14 protein-coding genes are annotated in these 19,835 nt (G+C 69.9%); 12 read left to right on the top strand and 2 right to left on the bottom strand.

Annotation, left to right across the window (positions count from 1 at the left end):
* Positions 1-60: 60 nt before the first annotated feature.
* Positions 61-1,452, top strand: coding sequence for a tyrosine-type recombinase/integrase (locus tag ACLB9X_RS02225; RefSeq protein WP_410358461.1), 1,392 nt, complete (start codon positions 61-63; stop codon positions 1,450-1,452).
* Positions 1,449-2,111, top strand: a complete 663-nt coding sequence (locus tag ACLB9X_RS02220) for a hypothetical protein (RefSeq protein WP_410358460.1) — start codon at positions 1,449-1,451, stop codon at positions 2,109-2,111. Before ACLB9X_RS02225 ends, ACLB9X_RS02220 begins: the two co-directional genes overlap by 4 nt.
* 252 nt (positions 2,112-2,363) lie before the next feature.
* Here ACLB9X_RS02220 and ACLB9X_RS02215 read toward each other — a convergent pair whose 3' ends face one another.
* Together ACLB9X_RS02215 and ACLB9X_RS02210 are read right to left on the bottom strand one after the other, a co-directional pair.
* Entirely contained in the window at positions 2,364-3,815 is a 1,452-nt protein-coding gene (locus ACLB9X_RS02215) for a hypothetical protein (protein ID WP_410358459.1), read from the bottom strand.
* A 493-nt stretch (positions 3,816-4,308) separates the two neighbouring features.
* Positions 4,309-4,896, bottom strand: a complete 588-nt coding sequence (locus ACLB9X_RS02210; RefSeq protein WP_410358458.1) for a hypothetical protein — start codon at positions 4,894-4,896, stop codon at positions 4,309-4,311.
* A 1,450-nt stretch (positions 4,897-6,346) separates the two neighbouring features.
* Between ACLB9X_RS02210 and ACLB9X_RS02205 the strand changes: the two genes are divergently transcribed.
* The 10 genes from ACLB9X_RS02205 to ACLB9X_RS02160 all read left to right on the top strand — a co-directional run bounded on the left by ACLB9X_RS02205 (position 6,347) and on the right by ACLB9X_RS02160 (position 19,832).
* Positions 6,347-8,599 carry an endonuclease gene (locus tag ACLB9X_RS02205; protein WP_410358457.1) on the top strand — a complete coding sequence of 751 codons (2,253 nt, stop codon included), beginning with the start codon at positions 6,347-6,349 and terminating at the stop codon, positions 8,597-8,599.
* A gap of 14 nt (positions 8,600-8,613) precedes the next feature.
* The gene (locus tag ACLB9X_RS02200) at positions 8,614-11,256 is read left to right on the top strand and encodes a DUF4157 domain-containing protein (RefSeq protein WP_410358456.1); all 2,643 of its coding nucleotides are present in this window, start codon (positions 8,614-8,616) and stop codon (positions 11,254-11,256) included.
* Between the two features lie 5 nt (positions 11,257-11,261).
* Positions 11,262-13,376, top strand: a complete 2,115-nt coding sequence (locus tag ACLB9X_RS02195) for an ATP-binding protein (protein WP_410358455.1) — start codon at positions 11,262-11,264, stop codon at positions 13,374-13,376.
* A 3-nt stretch (positions 13,377-13,379) separates the two neighbouring features.
* On the top strand, positions 13,380-14,213 hold the full coding sequence (locus ACLB9X_RS02190; RefSeq protein ID WP_410358454.1) for a Pvc16 family protein: 834 nt from the start codon (positions 13,380-13,382) through the stop codon (positions 14,211-14,213).
* A 19-nt stretch (positions 14,214-14,232) separates the two neighbouring features.
* Positions 14,233-15,384, top strand: a complete 1,152-nt coding sequence (locus ACLB9X_RS02185) for a phage tail sheath subtilisin-like domain-containing protein (RefSeq protein ID WP_410358453.1) — start codon at positions 14,233-14,235, stop codon at positions 15,382-15,384.
* A gap of 44 nt (positions 15,385-15,428) precedes the next feature.
* Positions 15,429-15,869, top strand: coding sequence for a phage tail protein (locus tag ACLB9X_RS02180; protein WP_410358452.1), 441 nt, complete (start codon positions 15,429-15,431; stop codon positions 15,867-15,869).
* A 5-nt stretch (positions 15,870-15,874) separates the two neighbouring features.
* A complete protein-coding gene (locus ACLB9X_RS02175) occupies positions 15,875-16,237 on the top strand; it encodes a hypothetical protein (protein WP_410358451.1) in 363 nt (120 codons plus the stop codon).
* A 157-nt stretch (positions 16,238-16,394) separates the two neighbouring features.
* Positions 16,395-17,369, top strand: coding sequence for a DUF4157 domain-containing protein (locus tag ACLB9X_RS02170; protein WP_410358450.1), 975 nt, complete (start codon positions 16,395-16,397; stop codon positions 17,367-17,369).
* 1 nt (position 17,370) lies between these two features.
* Positions 17,371-18,117, top strand: coding sequence for a CIS tube protein (locus ACLB9X_RS02165; RefSeq protein WP_410358449.1), 747 nt, complete (start codon positions 17,371-17,373; stop codon positions 18,115-18,117).
* The gene (locus ACLB9X_RS02160; RefSeq protein ID WP_410358448.1) at positions 18,114-19,832 is read left to right on the top strand and encodes a phage baseplate assembly protein V; all 1,719 of its coding nucleotides are present in this window, start codon (positions 18,114-18,116) and stop codon (positions 19,830-19,832) included. The genes ACLB9X_RS02165 and ACLB9X_RS02160 overlap by 4 nt, the downstream gene beginning before the upstream one ends.
* Positions 19,833-19,835 lie beyond the last annotated feature (3 nt).

Below are 19,835 nucleotides of genomic sequence, written 5' to 3'. Positions count from 1 at the left end.
GACCCGGTACGGCAGGTCGTCGCCGAGCGCCTCCTGCCATCCCGCCGAGGCGCCGGGCCTTTGCTGGTCACACCGGTACGCCACTACGAGCTGGTCAAGGTACTGCGTGAGGTCCTCGAACACGGCCGGGCATGGCTCGCGGACAACCATGCGGCGGACGTCCATCTGCTGGAGATGGACGTGCCGCCGTACCCGGAACGGGACGACACGGCCAGCGAGCTGGAGGGCCGCTCCCAGGACGCCCTGCCCGAACAGGTCTTCCTCCAACTCATGGACGAACGCAATCTCGCCCTGCTGCCGGCCGGTACCCGCCGCAACTACGTCGAGCTGGCCATGCGCGTGGGCCGGCGGCCCTGGGAGCTCCGCCACCTGGAGTTCGACTGCCTCCAGTGGCACGACATCGACGTGGAGGACCAGGACGGGACGGTGCGCCGCCGGTCCTACCCCTTCCTCGCCTACTGGATGCAGAAAGTCTGCCGGCGGCACAAACTCCCGCTCCATCCCAGCGACGCCGAGGTCATCACCCTCCAGCAGGACCACCTTCGGCACGAAGCCCCGCACCTGTTCCACGAAGACGGCCGGCCCCGCTCCACCCGCATGCTGCTGTTCCCCACCCCTCGCCGCTCCCGTGCCAACGCACTCGGCGAGCGACCGTACGACAGCGGCACAATCGGCTATTGGCTTCAGACCTGGCTCGACCAGTTCGCCGTAACCGACGAACACGGCAAGCCCTTCGACCCGGCACGGGTGTTCCCCTACGCCTTCCGGCACACCTACGCCCAACTCCGCGCCGACGCCGGCGTCCCGCTCGACATCCTGCAAGTCCTCATGGCCCATCAAGACCCCTCCACCACACAGGTCTACTACCGGCCCTCGCACCCCCGGCGAGTGGAAGCGGTACGCGCCATCGCCGCCAAGTACCGGTTCGACCTCACCGGCGGCCGGCTCCGCGCCCGCACCCCCGACGACGACCTTGCCGACCGGATCCGCGCGGGCGTCGGCTCGGTGCCCGTCCCCGCGGGACGCTGCCACGAAATGAACAACGTCCGCGCCGACGGACACGGCTGCCCGGTATACAACCGCTGCTTCTCCTGCACCTTCTACACCACCGACTTCACCCACCTGCCCGAACTGCGCCAACTACGCGCCGGAAAGGCGGAACAGCTCGCCGCGCTGGAGAGCGCCTACGGCACCGTACTCACCACAGGACCCTTGAGCGCGGCAAACCTGGAGCTGCTCCGCCAGGAGATCCAGCAGATCGACGAACTCGTCGGCAAATGCGAAGCCGACATCGGCTCCCTCACACCCGAGGAACGAACCACGGTGGAGTCCTGGCTCCACACCAAGGACCGATTCCTCACCGTCATCCCCGTAGCGGCAGTTCTGGCCGGACGGCAGAGCCTGGACCAGCCGACCGTCGACCCGATCCTCACCGAAAGGACAACCGGATGACGCGCCCGGCCGCCCCACGCAAGCAGCCTGGCCAGGCAACGATCCCCGCCGCTCGGGCCGAGGCCCTCGATGCCGGCAGGGCGGCCGCCGTGCAACGGCGCCGTGCCGACAGCGAACAGTGCCGACAGCGGGTCCTTGACGTCCTGGCCGCAATGCGCAAGAGCCGCCAGGTCCTCTCCGACGCGGAGATCACCCGGCGGGCCGCCGTCAACCCGCAGTACCTTCAACGCCACCGCGACCTCAAAGCGGAAGCCGAGACAGTCCGCGCCCACCTCGCCCAAGACGCGCCGCGGGCGGCGGCAGCAGCGACCGCACGCAAGGAGGCAGCCCTCGAAGTCGAAAACCGCATGCTCCTGGAACAGAACGCCGCCCTGCAAAGAACCCTTCACGAAGTCCAGAACGAGCTGCGCACGCTACGCGCCCACGAACTAGGCGACCGCCTCCGCGACGGCCTGGGCGCCCGCTCGCTGCGCGACACGGAGATGGAGGAACTGCGCGAGCAACGAGACGTAGCACTCGCAGCCAGCCACCAGGCAGAGACCGCCATGCAGGCGCTCCGCAACGTCAACCAGCGGCTGATGGTCGAGAACAGCCGGCTGATCGGCGCAGACGCTCCGGCACCAACCCGGGGAACCGACGAAAAGCGGCTCCAGAGGTGACGGAATGCGCGGAGCAGGGTTCAGCGCGCTGTACGGCTGCTTCGTGTCCTGCTTCCGTCGCAACGAACCTGAATGCTCTCACCGAAACCTGATCGGCGGGCGTCTCTTTCATGAGCGGAAGCACGCTGGGCGTCACATGGCCTGCTTCTTGTCACTAAGATCGACTGCTCACAGTCGATCCCTACGGCCCCGAGGATGGCGCTGTGGGCCGCACCCACCCGTCGCGTCGTGACACTCACGGACGTGTCCGCATTACTGCGGCTGACGCTGCCTCGCAGCGGCTGCCTGGCGCATTACGTCGAAGATGACGGGGTCGACGGTGCTGTCAGCGGCTGATCTGGAGCCAGCAGCACCGGCAGCGGCCGAGAGAGTAAAACCGACTCCGCCCGCCGCCACCGCCACCAGGAAAGTTCCCCCAGAGATGACCGTGGTCACGACGCCAGTGATCAAACCCGCAGTTCCCCAGATGCCGGCCTGCTGGAGCCGTGCTCGCAAAGTTGCACACGAGGTTTGTTGGAGGCAATGGTCTGCTGCGCTCGCGATTCTGCCCAGTTGAGCGCGGCACTCCTGGAGTACGACTTCGGGATCGTCCCCTCGGGCCGCGGCGAAAGCCACCTGGTTCATGTCTGAGGTAAGCCAGTGCCGCAGGGAGCTGGCGGTACCCTCGCGTCGGAGTTCACACGCAGCCTGCAGGTCCAGGAAGCGGGCAGCAGGGCCGAGTCCGATGAGGAGCTCGTCGTACCAATGCCCGCGCTCGACCTCACCGCCGCCAGCCACTACTAGTCTGCGGGACGGATACCAATCGCCGACCAACACGCCGCCGTATGGCAGGGAGGTATAGAAGCGGCTCGTTAGTGCAATGAGTTCCTTAGTTTCCGGTGCGCCGGGGAACGTGACGACGTGCTCGCGGCCCAGGCAGTGGGCCAGCCCGGTCGCCTTCATGAGTTGGCGCCAGGCCTCCTTTGCGCTCACGCCCCAGGGCGCGCTCCACTCGGGCAGCTCGGCTCGGAACTCAGGGTCGCGGCAGATGTCTTTGATGTTGTCCGTGCTAAGCAGCCCGCCCCCGACGACGTGCAGCCAGCCCTCCGCCAAAGGCTCCCGTACCTCCCACCAGTACTTCAGCAGGTCCTGCGCCACCTCCGACAGCCGTGACTCGAGCGTTGCACCTGCACGCGCAAAGTCTTCGTCGATTCGGGCGTCTATTGCGTCGATCTCGTCGAGAATCTCGTCGATGTCGTTCTTGGCGTCCCCTGCCGGAGTTGGGACCTCGGGCGGCGGCACGATAGTTCGGGATGGCGCTGCAGCCGACGGCTCCGGGAGGGTGTGTCGTAGCACGTCCGCGGGGCCACTGGGCAAGAGAAATTCCCCGATAGGCCACGTTGGTAGTCTCGGCGGTTCGACCAGTAGGCGGTCGGTATAAAGCGCAGCGTGCGTCATCCGGCTGCGCATCCGAGGGCCCGCCGGGACGTACGCCGGAGCTTCGCCCTCCCCGAGCGGTGGCAGATCCCAGTAGATGTTGTGCCGGGTGCGGGTCAGGACTACGTCGAGGAGCTCGTCAAAGTCCAAGATCAGCTGGCGGAGCCGAGCTGTGTCCAGCCCCCTGACGACACTCTCGACATCGAAGGGTTCCTTCCCACGCATGACGTCACGCGGCAGCCACTGAGCAAGCACGGCATCCACCGGACTTGACGAGCTGAGCTTCATGCTGACCGCTCCTCAGTTGATCGAGCGTGGGCTCTGCCGGGAAGCATAGGGACAACGTGGTCTCTCGACGGGTATCAACTGTGAAGAACCGCCGAAATGCCGCTCGTGGGGTGACGGAATGCACGGTGCGCGTCAGCGAGCCGGACGGCCGCTGCGTGTTCGTCGGCGCTCGCGGCCGTGACCACCCGTATCGATGACGCGGCGTCGACGGCTCACCGGGAATCTCCACACCACTGCGCGGGATCCTCACGCGGCGGCTGCTGCATTTCAGCAGGTCAACGCATTCCGTCGGTTGGCCAACCCAGACAGCCGCAGCCGTCCGCAAGTCCCCCGGCCTTTGAGAAGCCCGCGGCCAACCGCCCTCTGCCCGACACTCCAGGCCGAGAACGAGGGCAGATACAGCGAATGTCCCGGATATAACGGGTGAGGGGCCAGGCACTTCACGACCGCAAGATGTCCTCAGCGCCCGTTCGGTACGGCTGAGTCACACCCTTCAGCCGTCGGTCTTGCGGGGGAACTTCTCTTTCACTTTTACGTCGACCAGCGAGTGCGTAAGTCGGTAGAAGCTGGGGTCTCCGTCTACCAGGAGCGTGTACGTGATTGCCTCTCCTGTTCCCAGGCGGCCAGGGCGGATGGTCATTCCGTGGTCGCCCCAGCCGTCGGGGCTCAGGCCCAAGGCGCTGGGCGGCTCTGCCGCCATCGAGACCAGCTCCACAACAGGCAGGCCAAGGTCGATGCGCAACGGCTCACCCTGGTCGAACTGGGCGCTGGAGATGTCGCGGCGGCCGGTGTTCTCCAGGCGCAGGCCCACCAGGCGCGGATTGTGCAACTCACGCTCTCCGAGGCGGATGTGCAGCACGTTAGCCGAGATGTTGCGCTGATGACGCTGCACGAGTGATGAGGAGCTGAAGGAGTACACGAGGCGGCGCTTAGGGAAGGCGGCGCGGTGCGTGGCGTACATGCCGCCAGCTGCGGCGCCGGCACCGACGACGACCCCGGCGGCTGCCCAGAACGTTTCGTTGGACCAGAAGGGACCGGCGGCGGTCACAACGTCTATCGCGGCGGCGAGAGTTGGGGTCATACGGGTGATCTAAGCAGATTTCACGCGGCTGCCCTGGCGTACGTCCGGGGGTCCCGGTAGTTCTCGCCCGAGAAAACAACGCTCGGCCGGTCGTGAGTCTCTGGCCTGGTGCTTCTCTCAGATGACCCCTGGCCTGTCGCCGATCTTGGCGAACGCATGCCAACGTGCCAGTGAGTCAGCACTTCCACCCACAGGTTAAATGCCCTGTGAACTGCGACGACGAGCTGGTTCGGTGCGCAGAAGCGCCCGTATACGGAGGCGTTGGAAATGTCGAGGGTGTGCCTGTCCCCCTCGGTGGCGAGCAACGGGGAGAGTTTCACGGTCGCTGCGGCTCTGCGTCTTGCCGCGGGCCACGGGGTGCGGGGAGTGGTCACCTATGCGGACCCCGTCGCACGGCTTCGGACCTTGCCGGATGGGCGCACGGCCGGCTCGCCCCGAGGGCACCTGGGTGTTATCTACCAGGCCCTTTCCGCAACTTTTACGGGCCGCAGCACGGCGAGGACGGTCATCGTGCTGCCGGACGGCCAGGTGCTCCCGGCCCGGTCGATCGCCAAGTTCGTCACCGGAGACCGTGGTGCTGACGGGTTCGAGCGGCGCATCGTGGCGCTGGGCGCCTCGCAGCGCCCTGCGGGGGCCGACCGGCGAGCCTGGCTGCGCACCGCGTTGGAGCAGATCGGGGCCAGGCGCCAGCGGCACCCGGGGACATATAGGTTCTGCAGACGGTTGCCGCGTGTTGCCGCTCAGCTGACGACGCTACCAGGGCGACGGGCTCGCGGCTGATGACTACCGTCCAAGGCCAGGGTCTTTGAGAAGTGCCGAGGTGGGCGATTCGCCTGCTGAGTGCTGGATGTGACGGCTTGCCGACTTCCGTGGGCGGCCACCCTGGAAGCAGAACAGGCATGGCCGCTGGTGATCATGTGGGTGTCGAGTCCGTATGAGCACCGAGCGAGTCCAAGCCTGCGCACCCATCTTTCCGCATGCCCTCATGTCTCCGGCAACTGGGGGACGCCTCCGGCCCAGCCCCGCTGGAGACAGCCGTCTGCCTGCGGACATATCTGGCCACGGTGCCCGACCCACGGGCCAGGGCATCCGTCGGCTGCCCTTATGTCGGCATGCCGCGCTCGGGTTCGCAGCTCCTGCAGATCGGCACAGGCCCGCGTCCCTCGGCGGATGCCCGGCAGGTGCCCGCAAAGTAGCGCTGGGGAACCGCACGGCACCGTGGCCTGACCCGGTGAACCTTCAACCACGAGGCTGCTGGGCTCTTTTGCGCAAGTTCCCCATGTCTGTAAGCATCGGTAGTAGGAAAACCTGTGCGAGAAGCGGCCCGCGGAATAACTGCCGCCCCTCCGCACCCCGGCAGAGCTGACGCGTTCATCCGACGCCGCCCCGCCTGTCACGCATCGTGTCCCGGACACGACCGCCACATTTTGATCAGGCCAGGAGGTGGATCATGGCCACGGCGGAACTCGCTTCCGAACGGGAGTCGGACTATCTGTCGCAACTGACGATGGCCGCGGCACGCTACGAGAACCGGACCGCACAGCGGGAGAGAAACCGGACCGTTCTCGAGACGCGCGGCGTGTTGTACGCCGACGCCCCCGAGCGGGTCGAGAAGCGGCTGGCGCGGCTCGGCGCCGACTGGGCGATGGCGCGGGCGATCGAGCGGACGCCGACGGAGCCCCCCAGCAGCGCGGGAAGCACCCTGCAACTGCCCCCGGAGGCCTTCACCGGTGAGGTGCTGGGCCTGGAGCGCATCATCGGGCGCAACAACCTCGCCCCGGTGGCGTTCCTTGAGGAGGGCTTCCAGGTCTCCCGCTCGGTCGGCCGGGTCACCATCACCGGACCGGGCGGCGGACACGGCACCGGCTTCATGGTGTCCCCGTCCCTGCTGCTCACCAACAACCATGTGCTGCGCACCCCCGAGGACGCGAACCGCAGCAGGGTCGCCTTCGCGTTCCAGGACGGCGTCGACGGTGGCCCGCTGGTGCCGGCGGTCTTCGCGCTGGAGCCGCAGCGGTTCTTCGTCACCGACCGTGCGCTGGACTACAGCCTCGTCGCGGTGGCCCCGCGCGGCACGCAGGGCGAGGCGCTGTCGTCGTTCGGCCGGCTGGTCCTCAGCGAGGCGCAGGGGAAAGTCATCATCGGGGAGTTCGTCAACATCATCCAGCACCCGCGGGGCGAGCCGAAGCAGATCGCGCTGCGCGACAACCAGATCGTCGACGTGCTGGAGCGGTTCCTGCACTACGAGTCCGACACCCGTGAGGGCTCGTCGGGTTCGCCCGTCTTCAACGACCAGTGGGAGGTCGTCGCCCTGCACCACTCGGCCGTCCCGAAGACCGACGACCAGGGCCGGCCGCTGAGCGTCGACGGCTCGGTGTGGCGCCCGGACATGGGCGACCAGCAACTGGCGTGGCGGGCCAACGAGGGCGTGCGGATCAGCCGGGTGCTGAGCGCGCTGCACGAGGTCAGCCTGACCGGTGAGGCGGCCCGGCTGCGGGACGAGGTCTTCACCACCGGACTCACGCCGGCGCCCGTGGAGAGCGCCCCGCCGATGCCCATGCCCACGGCGGACGGCGACTCCTCCCAGGTGGGTGCCGACGGGTCACGGGCCCAGGCGCGCGCGAAGGCGCAGGAACAGGCACAGGGCCTGCTGTCGCCGGTGGCCGACGGGGCCGCGCAGCTCACCATCCCGCTGCGGATCACCGTTGGCTTCGGCATCCCCTCGGTCTCATCGGCCGCGTCGGTCTCCTCTGCGGGCCTCCTCGCCTCCGTGCCCACGCTCGCCCCGACGCCGACGGCAGCGCCGCAGCCCTCGGCCGGCAGGACGGACGTCGTGTCGGCGGTCGAGAAGGACGTCGACGCCGCGCTGATCAACCACCGGCTCGCGCGGGAGCGTCCGTACCACGACCGGGCCGCCGACGCGGCGGCACGCGAGGCGTACTACGCGAGCGTGGACACCGGCGACGGCGACGCGCTGCGCCGTGCGCTGACCGCGCTGCTGGAGGAGACCCACACCCCGCAGCCCCGCTACAAGCCGATGCGGCTGGTCTACCCCTGGGTCGACCTGCACAAGGACGGCCGGCTGCGCAGCATCTACTCGGGCAAGGACTTCTCCCCCGAGGAGCTGATACGGGCGGACGCGGCCGTCGCCGAGGCGCGACTGGCCAGGGTGCAGGAACTGCTGCTCCAGGAGAGCACGGCGGGTCCGGCCGAGTTCGAGGCGGAGTTCGACGCGCTGGAGGCGTCGATGCCGTTCAACTGCGAACACGTGGTGCCGCAGTCGTGGTTCGCCAAGCAGGAGCCGATGCGGGGCGACCTTCACCACCTGTTCGCGTGCGAGGTCGGCTGCAACAGTTTCCGCGGCAACTTCCCGTATTTCGACTTCCCTGACTTCGAGGAGGCGGTCCGGGACGACTGCGGGATGCGCGAGAGCGTGGGATTCGAGCCGGTGAATGGCAAGGGAGCGGTCTCCCGGGCCACCCTGTACTTCCTGCTCCGTTATCCGGCCCAGGTCGGCGACGCCGCGCGCGAGTTCCCCGAGGACCGGCTGCCCGTCCTGCTGCAGTGGCACGAGAGCGAGCCGGTCACCGAGTACGAGCTGCACCGCAACGCCGCCATAGCGGAGATCCAGGGCAACCGCAATCCGCTGATAGACCATCCGGAGTGGGCCCGCGAGATCGACTTCTCCGGAGTCTGGCCCTGAGGGGATCCGGCGTCATGGCGGACAGAGCTGAAAGAGCCGAGAAGGCCGCAAACGCCGAGACGGGCGTACGTCTCGGACGGAGCACGCAGGGCAAGGGCCGGGCCGTGGGGCCGCCGGGGACGGGACGGTCGCCGGTCGACGGCACCGCGGTACCGACGGCGGTCCGGGACCAGGGGAACCGTGCGGTGGGTGCCTTCCTGCGCAGGGAGGCCCGCCGCGGGCAGCCCCTGCCGCCCTCCCTGCGCGCCGGGATGGAGTCGTACTTCGGCACGGACCTGTCCGGGGTGCGGCTGCACCTGTCCGGCGACGCCACCCGGTCGGCGAACGCGGTGCGGGCGAGGGCCTACACGGTCGGCCAGGACATCGTCTTCGGAGCCGGCGAGTACCGTCCGCACGATGCCGCCGGGCGGCGGCTGATCGCCCATGAGGTGACGCACACGGTCCAGCAGGCGCGCGGCGGGCCGGTGCCGGCCGGATCGGACCGTACCGAGCGGGCCGCGGCCGGGCACGCCGGCCGGTGGGCCTCCGGGGCCCGACCGGCCGGGGCCGTGGTGGAGGGTTCGGGAGTGGGGATCGCCCGGGAGGCCGCCGGGGCGGCGCCGGCCGAGGAACCGGACACCGTCGGCGCCCTGGGCACCTTCCTGATCGGCACCGTCACCGAGAAGGTCACGGGGCCGGGACCGCAGCGGGAGATGCTGCGGGCGGCCCTGACCGGCTTCTTCGCCGAGCTGAAGCGACAGTGGCAGGATCCGAAGGTCCGCGCCGAGGTGTACGCCAACTTCGAGGAGCTGAAGACGAGCAAGAGCGTCGGCGAGCTGGCGGGCGGCTACTCGGCGGGGGCGGTGACGGGCCTCGTCAGCCCGCTGACGGATCTCTTCGAACTGGTCGTGCTGCAGGAGCACCTCAACCACTTCGCCCGGAGTCTCGCCCTGGGCGCGCTGAAGGGCGAGACCCATCTGATCGAAGAGGCACAGGCGCTGGCCCGGGACTTCCTCACGCTGCGGGATTCCCTCGTCGACGCGGTGACCGACCTGCTGATGAACCATCCGGAGGGCCTCTCCGCACTGTACGAGCACTTCGCGAACGAGGCGGTGCGCAGGTCGGGCGAGCACGGACGGCTCGCCGCACGCAAGGTCGTCGAGTCCCTCCGCGCGAAGGAGGAGAGCAAGCCGCCGGAAAGTGCCGGGCAGATCCTCACCCAGCACACCGAGTCCGAGAAGATGGGCGTGGCGAGCGCGATCAGTTCGAAGATGGGACGGCTTCAGCGGTCGGTGTTCCACACCCGTCCGGCGCGCTTCGGCTACGACGTCGGGTCGGCCGTGGGAACGGTCATCGCCAATCTGCTCCTGATGGCCTTCACCGAAGGGGTGGGCACGGCGATCACGGAGATCGCGGGCGCCCTCGGGCGGGCCGCTCCGATGCTGGCCCGCGCCGCGGAGTTCCTGGCCGAGGTCGGCAAGGTGATCGCGACGGTGGAAACCTCGATCGGGACGCTGGTGGAGCTGCTGCTGAAGAAGGTGAAATTCCTCGGCGCCGTCTCCAAGCCGTTCCTCGACCTGATGCTCCGCCTCCAGCTCTTCCTGCGGAGACTGAGCGGGGTGGCGCACCGCATGGAGACGGCCGTCGCGCACGGTGCCGTCACGGCCGCGCGCGAGGCGGCTCCCGCCGCCGGAAGCGCCGGGGCGCGTGCCGCGGAGAGCGCGGCGCCCAAGGCCGCCGCCGGCCAGGGAGAGGTCGTGAGCATCCGGCCCGCCCAGGCCGAGGGGGCCGCCGCCAAGGGTGGGACGCCCAAGGTTCCCGAGGAGAGCGGCGTCTTCCCCGTGGCGAAGCCGGGCGAACACGCCACCGCACCGGCCGAGGGCGTGGTCGAGCACCGGCTGGAGGCGTCGACCGGGCAGCCGGTCGAGGTGGCCCCCGGTGCTACGGCACCGGGCGGGGTGACCGCCTCGCAGGGACCTGGGCCGCACCCCAAGAGACGCATAGTCACCATCGTCCGCCCCGGGCCCGCAGCGCCCGCGGCCCCGGTTCCGAAAGGCCCGGCCGGGCCGGGGCCGGGAAAGACCGGTGGGAAGACCAGTGGAAAGCCCGCGCGACCGAAGAAGGCTCCCGCCCAGCCCGCGCCCAAGGGCCCGCACAAGCCGACGCTGTGCAGTCCCGACGAGTTGGGCACCCCCGGAGTGACCCCGATGTCACGCGGCATCCACCACGTCCGGGGCGCACCCGGCGACTTCGATCACCGGCTCATGCAGATGACACGTGAACTCCGGGCGAGCCGGGCCGGTGTCAGCCTGCACGACTTCTCCTGCACCAACATCGCCGCCGCGAAATTCCGGTACGGAGTGGACGGCCCGGTCGAATACCTCGTCTCCCCGAACATTCCCGGCAGCGCGCTGGGACTCGAAAGGGGCTTCGACTCCGAACGGTTGATCATCGAGCGCGCCATGAAGATCCGCAGGAAACAGCCGAACCTCATACTCGATCAGTTGTACACGGAGCGGATTCCCTGCAAGGACTGCACCATCGCGCTGGCGCAGCACGGCTTCTCCGAAGCGAAGATCTTCTACACCGTGCCGACGACCGGCCAGTTGCGCATCTATGGGGACCCCCACAGGGGCCGCGCGCTGATGCGGGCATACGGAATGCTCAAGGAACGGTAGTCGACATGCCCGAAGCCCTCGCCCCGCCACGCCCCGTGCCGGACACCCCGCAACTACTGGCTCTCTCCCGGCTGGACGACCTGCTGGCGCAGGCGGTCGAGGCGGTCACGGACCGCTGGGAGGCGGAGAGCGCGGCCGACACCTTCCCGGGCCTGCACATCAGCGCCTCCCAGGCCCGGCGCCTGCTCCGACTCCCCCGCGCCGGCCCGCCGCTCGAGCCCCGGCCCGGCTGGGACCGCATCACGGACGATCACGTCGGCTGGTCCTGGCTGCGGACCCGCCACGCCCTCGTCGACCTCGAACTCGACCTGGTACTGATGGCGCTGGCGCCCGAGGTGGACCTCCGCTACGAGCGGATCTACGGCTATCTCCAGGACGACCTGAGCCGGGGCCGCCCTCTGGTCGGGCTCGTCCTGGACCTGCTGGCGGCCACTCCCGAGGAGCGGACGGCGGTCCGTGGGGTCCTGGCGCCCGACGCGCCGCTGCTCGGACAGCGCATCCTCACGCTGGTCCCCGACCCCCGGCCCGTGGCCCCTTCGTTCCTCGCGCACTTCCTGGTGCCGGACGAGCAGATCACCGACGTGCTCCTCGGGCAGAGCGGCCTGGACCGCAGACTCGCCGGGTGCTGCCGGCTGGAAGCCCCACCGGCCCCCGACGCGGACCTCACCCGCATAGCCGGGTGGGCCGACGGGCGCCGCCCGGTGCGCATGTACGCCCAAGGGCCTGCCGGGTCCCCCCGGGGCCGGCTAGCCCACGACCTCGCTGCGAGCCTGGGCCTGGCGCTGCTGACCCTGGACCCCGCCGGACTCCCGGACGACGACATCGACGCGGCGGCGCACGTGCTGGCCCTGGCCTTCCGGGAGGCGTCGCTGCTGGGCGCGCTCCTGCGCGTCGACGGCGTCGAGCACCTCCGGCTCCCGGAACGGGTCCTCGGTGACCTCCTCGCGGAGCACGACGGCCCCGTCGTCATCGAAGGGGAGCACGACTGGACTCCCCCGGCCCGGCACGCCCTCGGCGTCGTGCCCGTGCCCGTGCCCCGCTGCAACCTCGCCACGAGGCGGGCGCTGTGGGAGCGGGAACTGGCCGCCCACGGCGTCACCGCCGCTCCCGCCGACCTGCGCGATGTCGCCGCCCGCTTCCACCTCGGCCCGGACCGGATCGCCGACGCCGCCCTGACCGCCGTCGGCGAGGCAGGCCGGCGCGCGGCACGGGCCGGGGCGCAGGAGACAGTCGCCGATGCGGCACCGACCCGGTCGGAGCTGTTCGCCGCCGCCCGGGCCCAGAACCGTCACCGCCTGGCGGGCCTGGCGCAGCGCGTGGAGACCGTCCACGGATGGGACGACATCGTGCTGCCGCCCGACTGCGCCGCCCAGCTCACCGAAGTGTGCGAGCGGGTGGCACACGGCGGGCAGGTCATGGACGCCTGGGGCTTCGAGCACACGCTGTCGCGCGGAAAGGGCGTCAGCTGTCTGTTCACCGGCCCGCCGGGCACGGGCAAGACCATGGCGGCGGAGGTCATCGCCCATGAACTGGGGCTCGACCTGGCCAGGATCGACCTCGCCACGGTGGTCAGCAAGTACATCGGGGAGACGGAGAAGAACCTCGACCGCATCTTCCGGGCCGCGGCCGACACCGACGCCGTGCTGCTCTTCGACGAGGCCGACGCGCTGTTCGGCAGACGCTCGGAGGTACGGGACGCGCACGACCGTTACGCCAACATCGAGATCGCGTATCTGCTGCAACGCATCGAGGAGTACGAGGGCCTGGTCGTCCTGACCACCAATCTGCGCCGCAACCTGGACGAGGCGTTCACCCGGCGGCTGCAGTTCATCGTCGAGTTCCCCGTCCCGGGCCCGGCCGACCGGGAACGGATCTGGCGGGTGTGCTTCCCGCCCGAGGCCCCGCGCGACCCGGCGCTGGACTTCGCCCGGCTGGCCCGGGACTTCCCGCTGACCGGCGGCAGCATCCGCAACGTCGTGCTGCACGCCGCGTTCCTGGCCGCCTCCGCGGGCACGCCGATCGGGCTGCCGCACCTGCTGCGGGCCACCCGGCGGGAGTTCCAGAAGCTGGACCAGGTGATGCCGGGGTCCGGGCGGCCCGACGGCGGAGAGCTGGGCTGAGCCGTGCTCCAGGATCTGGACGCCACGCTCCGGGCGATGCTGGGCGACGACGAGGCACCCGAGAGCCTGCGCGCCGCCGATGTCAGCTTCGTGACGCCCGACAAGGACTTCAAGCCCGCCCAGAACACGGTCGACCTCTTCCTCCACGACGTCCAGGAGAACCGGTCCCTCAGGGATCAGGCTCCCCTCCTGGAGGAAGCCGGCGACGACGGCTTCACCGTCCGGCGCCCGCCGCTGCGGGTCGACTGCACCTACCTCGTCACCGTCTGGTCGCACAAGACGGGCGCGGTCAGGATCGAGGAGGAGCACCGTCTGCTCGGCGAACTGCTGCTGTGGCTCAGCCGCTTCCCGCTGCTCGACGAACGCTTCCTGCGCGGGCGGATTGCCCAGCCTCCCCCCGCGTACCCGATACCGGCCTCCGTGGGCCGGCCGAGGGAGGGCACGGGCGCCAGCCAGTTCTGGACGGCCCTCGGCACGCCGCCCCGGCCCGCGCTGTCGTTCACGGTGACCCTCGCGGTCGGCTCCCCCGAGCCACCCGCGCCCGTCCCGCGGGTCCGGGAGGTCCGCATCGAGCCCACGGCCGCGCACCCGAGGCTCAGGGGCCGGCTGCTGGAGGACGTGGACGGCACGCGGCAGCCAGTGCCCGGGGCGCGCGTCGACGTGGTCGAGGCCGGTCGCGGCACCGTGGTGGGCGGCTCCGGGGAGTTCACCTTCGAGCGCCTGGACTTCGGCACCTACACCCTGCTCGTCCGGCGGCCCGACCGTCCGGACTCCCGCACCCAGGTGGAGCATCTGTCCGGCCGGGACGTGCACACCGTCGTACTCCCCCCACCATGACCAGGCCAAGGAGGCTTCGATGAGCGACATCGACACCAGGGCACCAGGCATCTATCTCCAGGAGGTCGAGACCGCCGGGCCGATCGCGGGGGCCGGCACCAGCACGGCGGCCCTGATCGGCACGGCGCAGACGCTCGGCGACAAGGTCGTGCCGGGCGAGCCGAAACTGGTCACCAACTGGACGTCGTATGTGAAGAGTTTCGGCGGGTTCGACCGGCAGCTCGCCCTGCCCTACGCCGTCCGCGGATTCTTCGAGAACGGTGGCACGCTGGCCTACGTCGTACCGGTGGCCGACATGACCGGCCTGCCGGACGCCCTCGACGCGCTCACCCACACCCTCGACGTCAGCCTCGTCTGTCTGCCCGGGCACACGGAGTTCGCGGACCAGCAGAAGGTGATCCAGCACTGCGAGGCCATGGGCGACCGCTTCGCCGTCCTCGACGGTGCCCGCAGCACCGACGACCCCGGAGACACGACGGCGCTGGAGGCCCAGCGCGACGGATTGATGACCGACCGCGGGTTCGGCGCGTTGTACTGGCCGTGGATCTCCGTCGACGATCCCGGTCCGCGGACGGACGGCGCCGAGCCGGACGAGCTGCGCGTGGGCCCCTCCGGGCACATTGCCGGCGTGATGGCCCGCAGCGACGCACGACGCGGAGTGCACAAGGCGCCCGCCAACGAGGTCGTACGGGGAGCCCTCGACCTGGCGCATCACCTCAACGACGCCGAACAGGGACGGCTCAACAACCTCAACATCAACGCGCTGCGCGTCTTCCCCGGCGGCCGGCCCATGGTGTGGGGCGCCCGGGCGCTGGCCAACCGGACCGAATGGCAATACGTCAATGTGCGCCGGCTGGTGGCGTTCATCTCGGACTCCCTGCTGCAAGGCCTGCGCTGGGCCGTGTTCGAGCCGAACAACACCGGGCTGTGGAAGGCCCTGGAACGCACCGTCACGGAGTTCCTGACCCGGGTGTGGCAGGCAGGCGCGCTGTTCGGGCGGACGGCCGAGGAGGCCTTCTACGTCAAGATCGACGAGGAGCTGAATCCCGCTCCGGTGCGTGAACTCGGCCAGGTGTTCATCGAGGTCGGTATCGCGCCCACCCGGCCCGCGGAGAAGGTCGTGATCCGGCTCGGCCTGTGGTCCGGAGGCGGCGGAATCAGCGAGGCGTAGGACGCGCGGGAACATGTGGAAAGCGCAGAAAGAAGGACTGGGACATGGCACAGACTGGTCAGCGGGTCGATCCCTTCCGCAACTTCAACTTCCTCGTCGAGCTGGACGGCATCGCCCAGGCCAGCTTCAGCGAGTGCAGCGGCCTCGGATCGACCACGGAGGTCATCGAGAACCGCGAGGGCGGCGACAACACGACGGTGCGCAAGCTGCCCGGCAAGACGAGCTTTTCGGACATCACCCTGAAGTGGGGCATCAGCCCGTCACGGGAACTGTGGGCCTGGCGGCAGCAGGTCGTCGACGGCAACGTGGTCCGCAAGAACGGCTCGATCGTCGTGTTCGACCTGAGCAACCACAGCGAGGTGGCGCGCTGGAACTTCGTCAGCGCCTGGCCCTCGAAGTGGGAAGGAGCGTCGTTCAACGCCAAGGGCACGGACGTGGCCGTCGACACGCTCGTCCTCGCCCACGAGGGCCTGACCCGGGTGTGACGGCGATGCTGGTCACCGAGGTCGAGTTCGAACTGCCCAAGGGCTATGTGGACGATGCCGGAAACCTGCACCGCAACGGCGTGATGAGGCTGGCCACCGCCGCGGACGAGATCTACCCCCTGAAGGATCCGCGCGTGCAGGGCTGGCCCGCGTATCTCATCGTGGTGCTGCTCTCCCGCGTCGTGACCAAGCTGGGCGGGGTCCCGGAGGTCACGCCGGGGGTGATCGAGGGCCTGTACTCGGAGGACCTGGCGTATCTGCAGGACCTCTACAACCGCATCAACGGGCTTGCCCCCGGCACGGTCGTCGCCACCTGTCCCCACTGCGGCCGGGAGCACGAGGCGGAGGTGCCGCCGCTGGGGGGATAAGAGGCTACCCCGTGGCCCGGATCCGCCGGGAGGTGGCCTTTCTGGGACGCCAAGTCCACTGGCCGCTCGCCGAGTTGCTCACCCTCGACCACTCCGAACGACTGCACTGGATCCGTGAGATCGCCGACGCGAGCGCACGGGAAGGAGATGGCTCGCCATGACAGAGGACTCCGCCCGTCCGACCCTGGGCGAACGTCTCGACGCCCAAGGGCGGCTCATTGCCGCCCGGTTGCTGACGACGCTGCCGTGGGCGGGTCCGCTGCGCGTGTTCATCGACCACGCGGCCGGGCTGGTGGTGGGCGCGGGCCGGTTCGACCGGATCGAGGGCGCCGCCGACCGTCCGCCCCGGCTCACCGCGACGGCGGTCCGGCGCCGGCCGTGGACCGGCGACGGCTCGCCGGCTGCCGCCCCTCCGACGCCTCCGGTCTCCGTGGTCGCCCCGGTTTCCGAAACCCCCATGGTGCGCCGGCCGCCGACCGCGGCATCGGCGCCCTACAGCACGGGTGACGCCCTGCCCGCCGAGGTCAGATCGCGGCTGCGGCCTGCCGTCGGCCCCGCAGCCGACGCGATGCGCGTGCATCACGACGACCGGTCCGACGCGCTCGCCCGGCAACAGCGGGCGGATGCCGTCACCGTGGGGCGGGACGTCTACTTCCGCCACGGCCGGCTCCAGCCCGCTGATCGGCGCGGCTTCGGGCTGCTCGTGCACGAGGCCACGCACGTCCTGGCCCTGCTGCGACCCGGCGCGTCCTGGCACCGGGCGACCGGAACCGGCGCGGAGACGGAGGAGGCGAAGGCCCTGGCCAACGAGCGCGCGGTCGCCTTCGGCGGAAGGCCCGGCACCGGCCTGCCAGCACCGTCGACCGACGCCGGACACGCGGCCGGTCTCCGCCCGCAGGCCCCGGCACGTACCCCGGCGCCCGCTCCGGCCCCCGTGCCGACTCCGGCGCCCGCTCCGGCCCCGGTGCCCGCCTCCTTCGCCGCACCGGCCGCCCGCCTCCAGCGGGCCGCCACCGACCGTCACACCGACGTCACCGCCGCGCCGCCGCCCCTGGACGTGCAGGCGTTGCGCAGACAGCTGATCGACGACGTCATGCGCCAGTTGCGCACCGAGTTCGAGCGCGGAGGCTGACATGGCGAACGCCCTCTTCCGGCTGTCCCCGCCCCGCCCCGCGGCGGTCAGCGCGGCCCTGACCAAGGCCGAGATCATCGACACCACGTCCGGCGAGAGCCACCCGGTGATGTTCAACCCGGAGGAGTTGAAGCTCGACCAGGGCAACAGCTTCGCCGAGATCGGCATCCCGGGGTTGAACGCGCCGCCTCTGCAGTACGTCCGCGGCCGGGCGCGCACGCTCTCCATGGACCTCTTCTTCGACACGTACGAGACCGAGGAGGACGTCCGCGCGCACACGGGTCCGATCGTGCGGCTGCTGGACAAGCAGCCAGGCACCCAGGCTCCGCCGGTGCTGCTCTTCTCCCTCGGCGGCTTCCAGTTCCGCTGTGTCCTGGTCGACGCCAATCAGCGCTTCACCATGTTCCTGCGCAACGGCACCCCGGTGCGCTCCAGTCTCTCGGTGCGCTTCCAGGAGTACGTGCCGGTGGAGGTCGAGGTGCGCCGCGGAGTCTTCTTCGCGTCGCCGACGGCCTCGGCGGTCGTGGGCAGGGCCGTGTCGGCCGCCGAGTCGGTCCTGGCGCGGGAGCCGGTGGTGCATGTCGTCGTGGAGGGCGACACGCTGAGCGGCCTCGCCGGCGCCTATCTGGGCGATCCCGCTCTGTGGCGCGAGATCGCCCGGGCCAACGCCATCGTCGACCCGCTCCACCTCGCGCCCAACACCCGCCTGATCGTGCCGCCCCGGCGGCAAGGAGGCGCACGGCCATGAGTACCTCCTCGTACGCGCCGCGCTTCGACATCCGGGTCGCCGGGCTCACCATGGCCGCCGAACTCGCCGACCAGGCGGTGTCCCTGACCGTCGAGACCAGCCTCGACCTCGCTGGCACCTTCGGCTTCGTACTGCGCAACCCCGACAACCGGCTGCTCGACTCCCCCCTGCTGGACCCCGGCAAGACGGTGGAGATCCACCTCGGCTACGGCAACGACCTGAAGCCGGCCTTCCTCGGGGAGATCGCCGCCGTCGAGCCGTCGTTCCCCCAGGGCGGCGCGCCGACCGTGCAGGTGTCCGGCTACGACAAGTCGTACCGCATGCGCGGTGGCGAGCAGGAGCCCACCGAGTACACCTTCACGAACGACAGCATGGTGGCCGCGCAGATCGCCGTGGAGAACGGCCTGATCCCCGTGGTGGACCCGACCCCTGGTCTCAAGGAGAAGATCCCCCGGGTCGGAAACGACATGGCGTTCCTCAAAGAACGCGCCCGGCGCTACCACTTCGACGTGTACGTCGAGTGGGACCGGCTGCACTTCCAGTTCCCCCGTCCACAGGCCGCCGCCCAGGTCCTGGAGTGGGGTCGGAACCTTTCGAGCTTCAGCCCGCGCATCTCGGCCTCGGGCGCCGCCGGACTCCAGGCCGTGCGCGGCTACAACCAGGAACTCGCGCAGACCATTCAAGGCCTGGCGCTCGCCGCCGACCTCGGTCCGGAGCAGCTCACCGAGCGGCTCGGCAGCTCCGCGGCCGATCTCGTCCTCACCCTGGCCCGCAAAGGCATCCGCCGGCACGTCCTGGACAACCCGCTGGACGCGAAGATCCTCGCGGAGTCCCTGCTGACGGGCCTGCTGGAGGGCATGTACGAGGGCACCGGCTCGTGTATCGGCATTCCCGCGCTGACGGCTGGCAGGTTCATCGAGATCCGCGGCGTCGGCAAGCGCTTCAGCGGCACCTACCGGCTGCGCAAGGTCACCCACCGGATCGACGAGGGCGGCTTCATGACCGACTTCTCGATCAGCCAGCAGGGTCACTCGAGCCTGCTCGGCATGCTGCGCAAGCAGATCACGGAGACTCCGCCGCCCAACCGCACGGAGCCCTTCTACGGCGTGATACCTGCGGTGGTGGAGGACAACCACGAGGTGAGGGCCATACCGCCGAAGGCCCCGATCGGCCGCGTCAAGGTGTCCTTCCCCGGTCTGTCCGACCGCTTCACCAGTGAATGGGCACCGTGCGCCCGTCCCATGGCCGGCCAGGACATGGGGTTCTACTGGCTGCCCGAGGTCGGCGACCAGGTGCTGGTCGCCTTCGAGCACGGCGATCTGAGCAAGCCGTACGTCCTCGGCGGCCTGTGGAACGCCGACCAGACGCCCCCGGAGACCAACACCGACGGCACGAACAGCACCCGCGTCATCAAGAGCCGGGCCGGTCACACCATTACGTTCGACGACGACAAGGCCGGTGGCGAACTGGTCATCGAGGACGGCGGGCGCGGCAGCCGGATCACCCTGAACGCCGCCGACGGCTCGCTGACCCTCAGCGCCGCCGGTGACCTGAACATCAGCGCGGCCGGCGCCTTGAACATCGATGCGGCCGCTGCCCTGAACATCAACGCGGCCGGCGACCTGAAGATCGCGGCCGACGGGTCCGTCACGCTGGCGGCGGCACGGGACGCCACAAAGGTCACCGTGGACGAGACAGCAGTCGACATCACCTGAGGA

The organism is Streptomyces sp. 5K101, assembly GCF_046506645.1.
Classification (GTDB): domain Bacteria; phylum Actinomycetota; class Actinomycetes; order Streptomycetales; family Streptomycetaceae; genus Streptomyces.
Note: the sequence above shows the minus strand (reverse complement) of the source record. Positions and strands in the feature narration are given on the sequence as shown.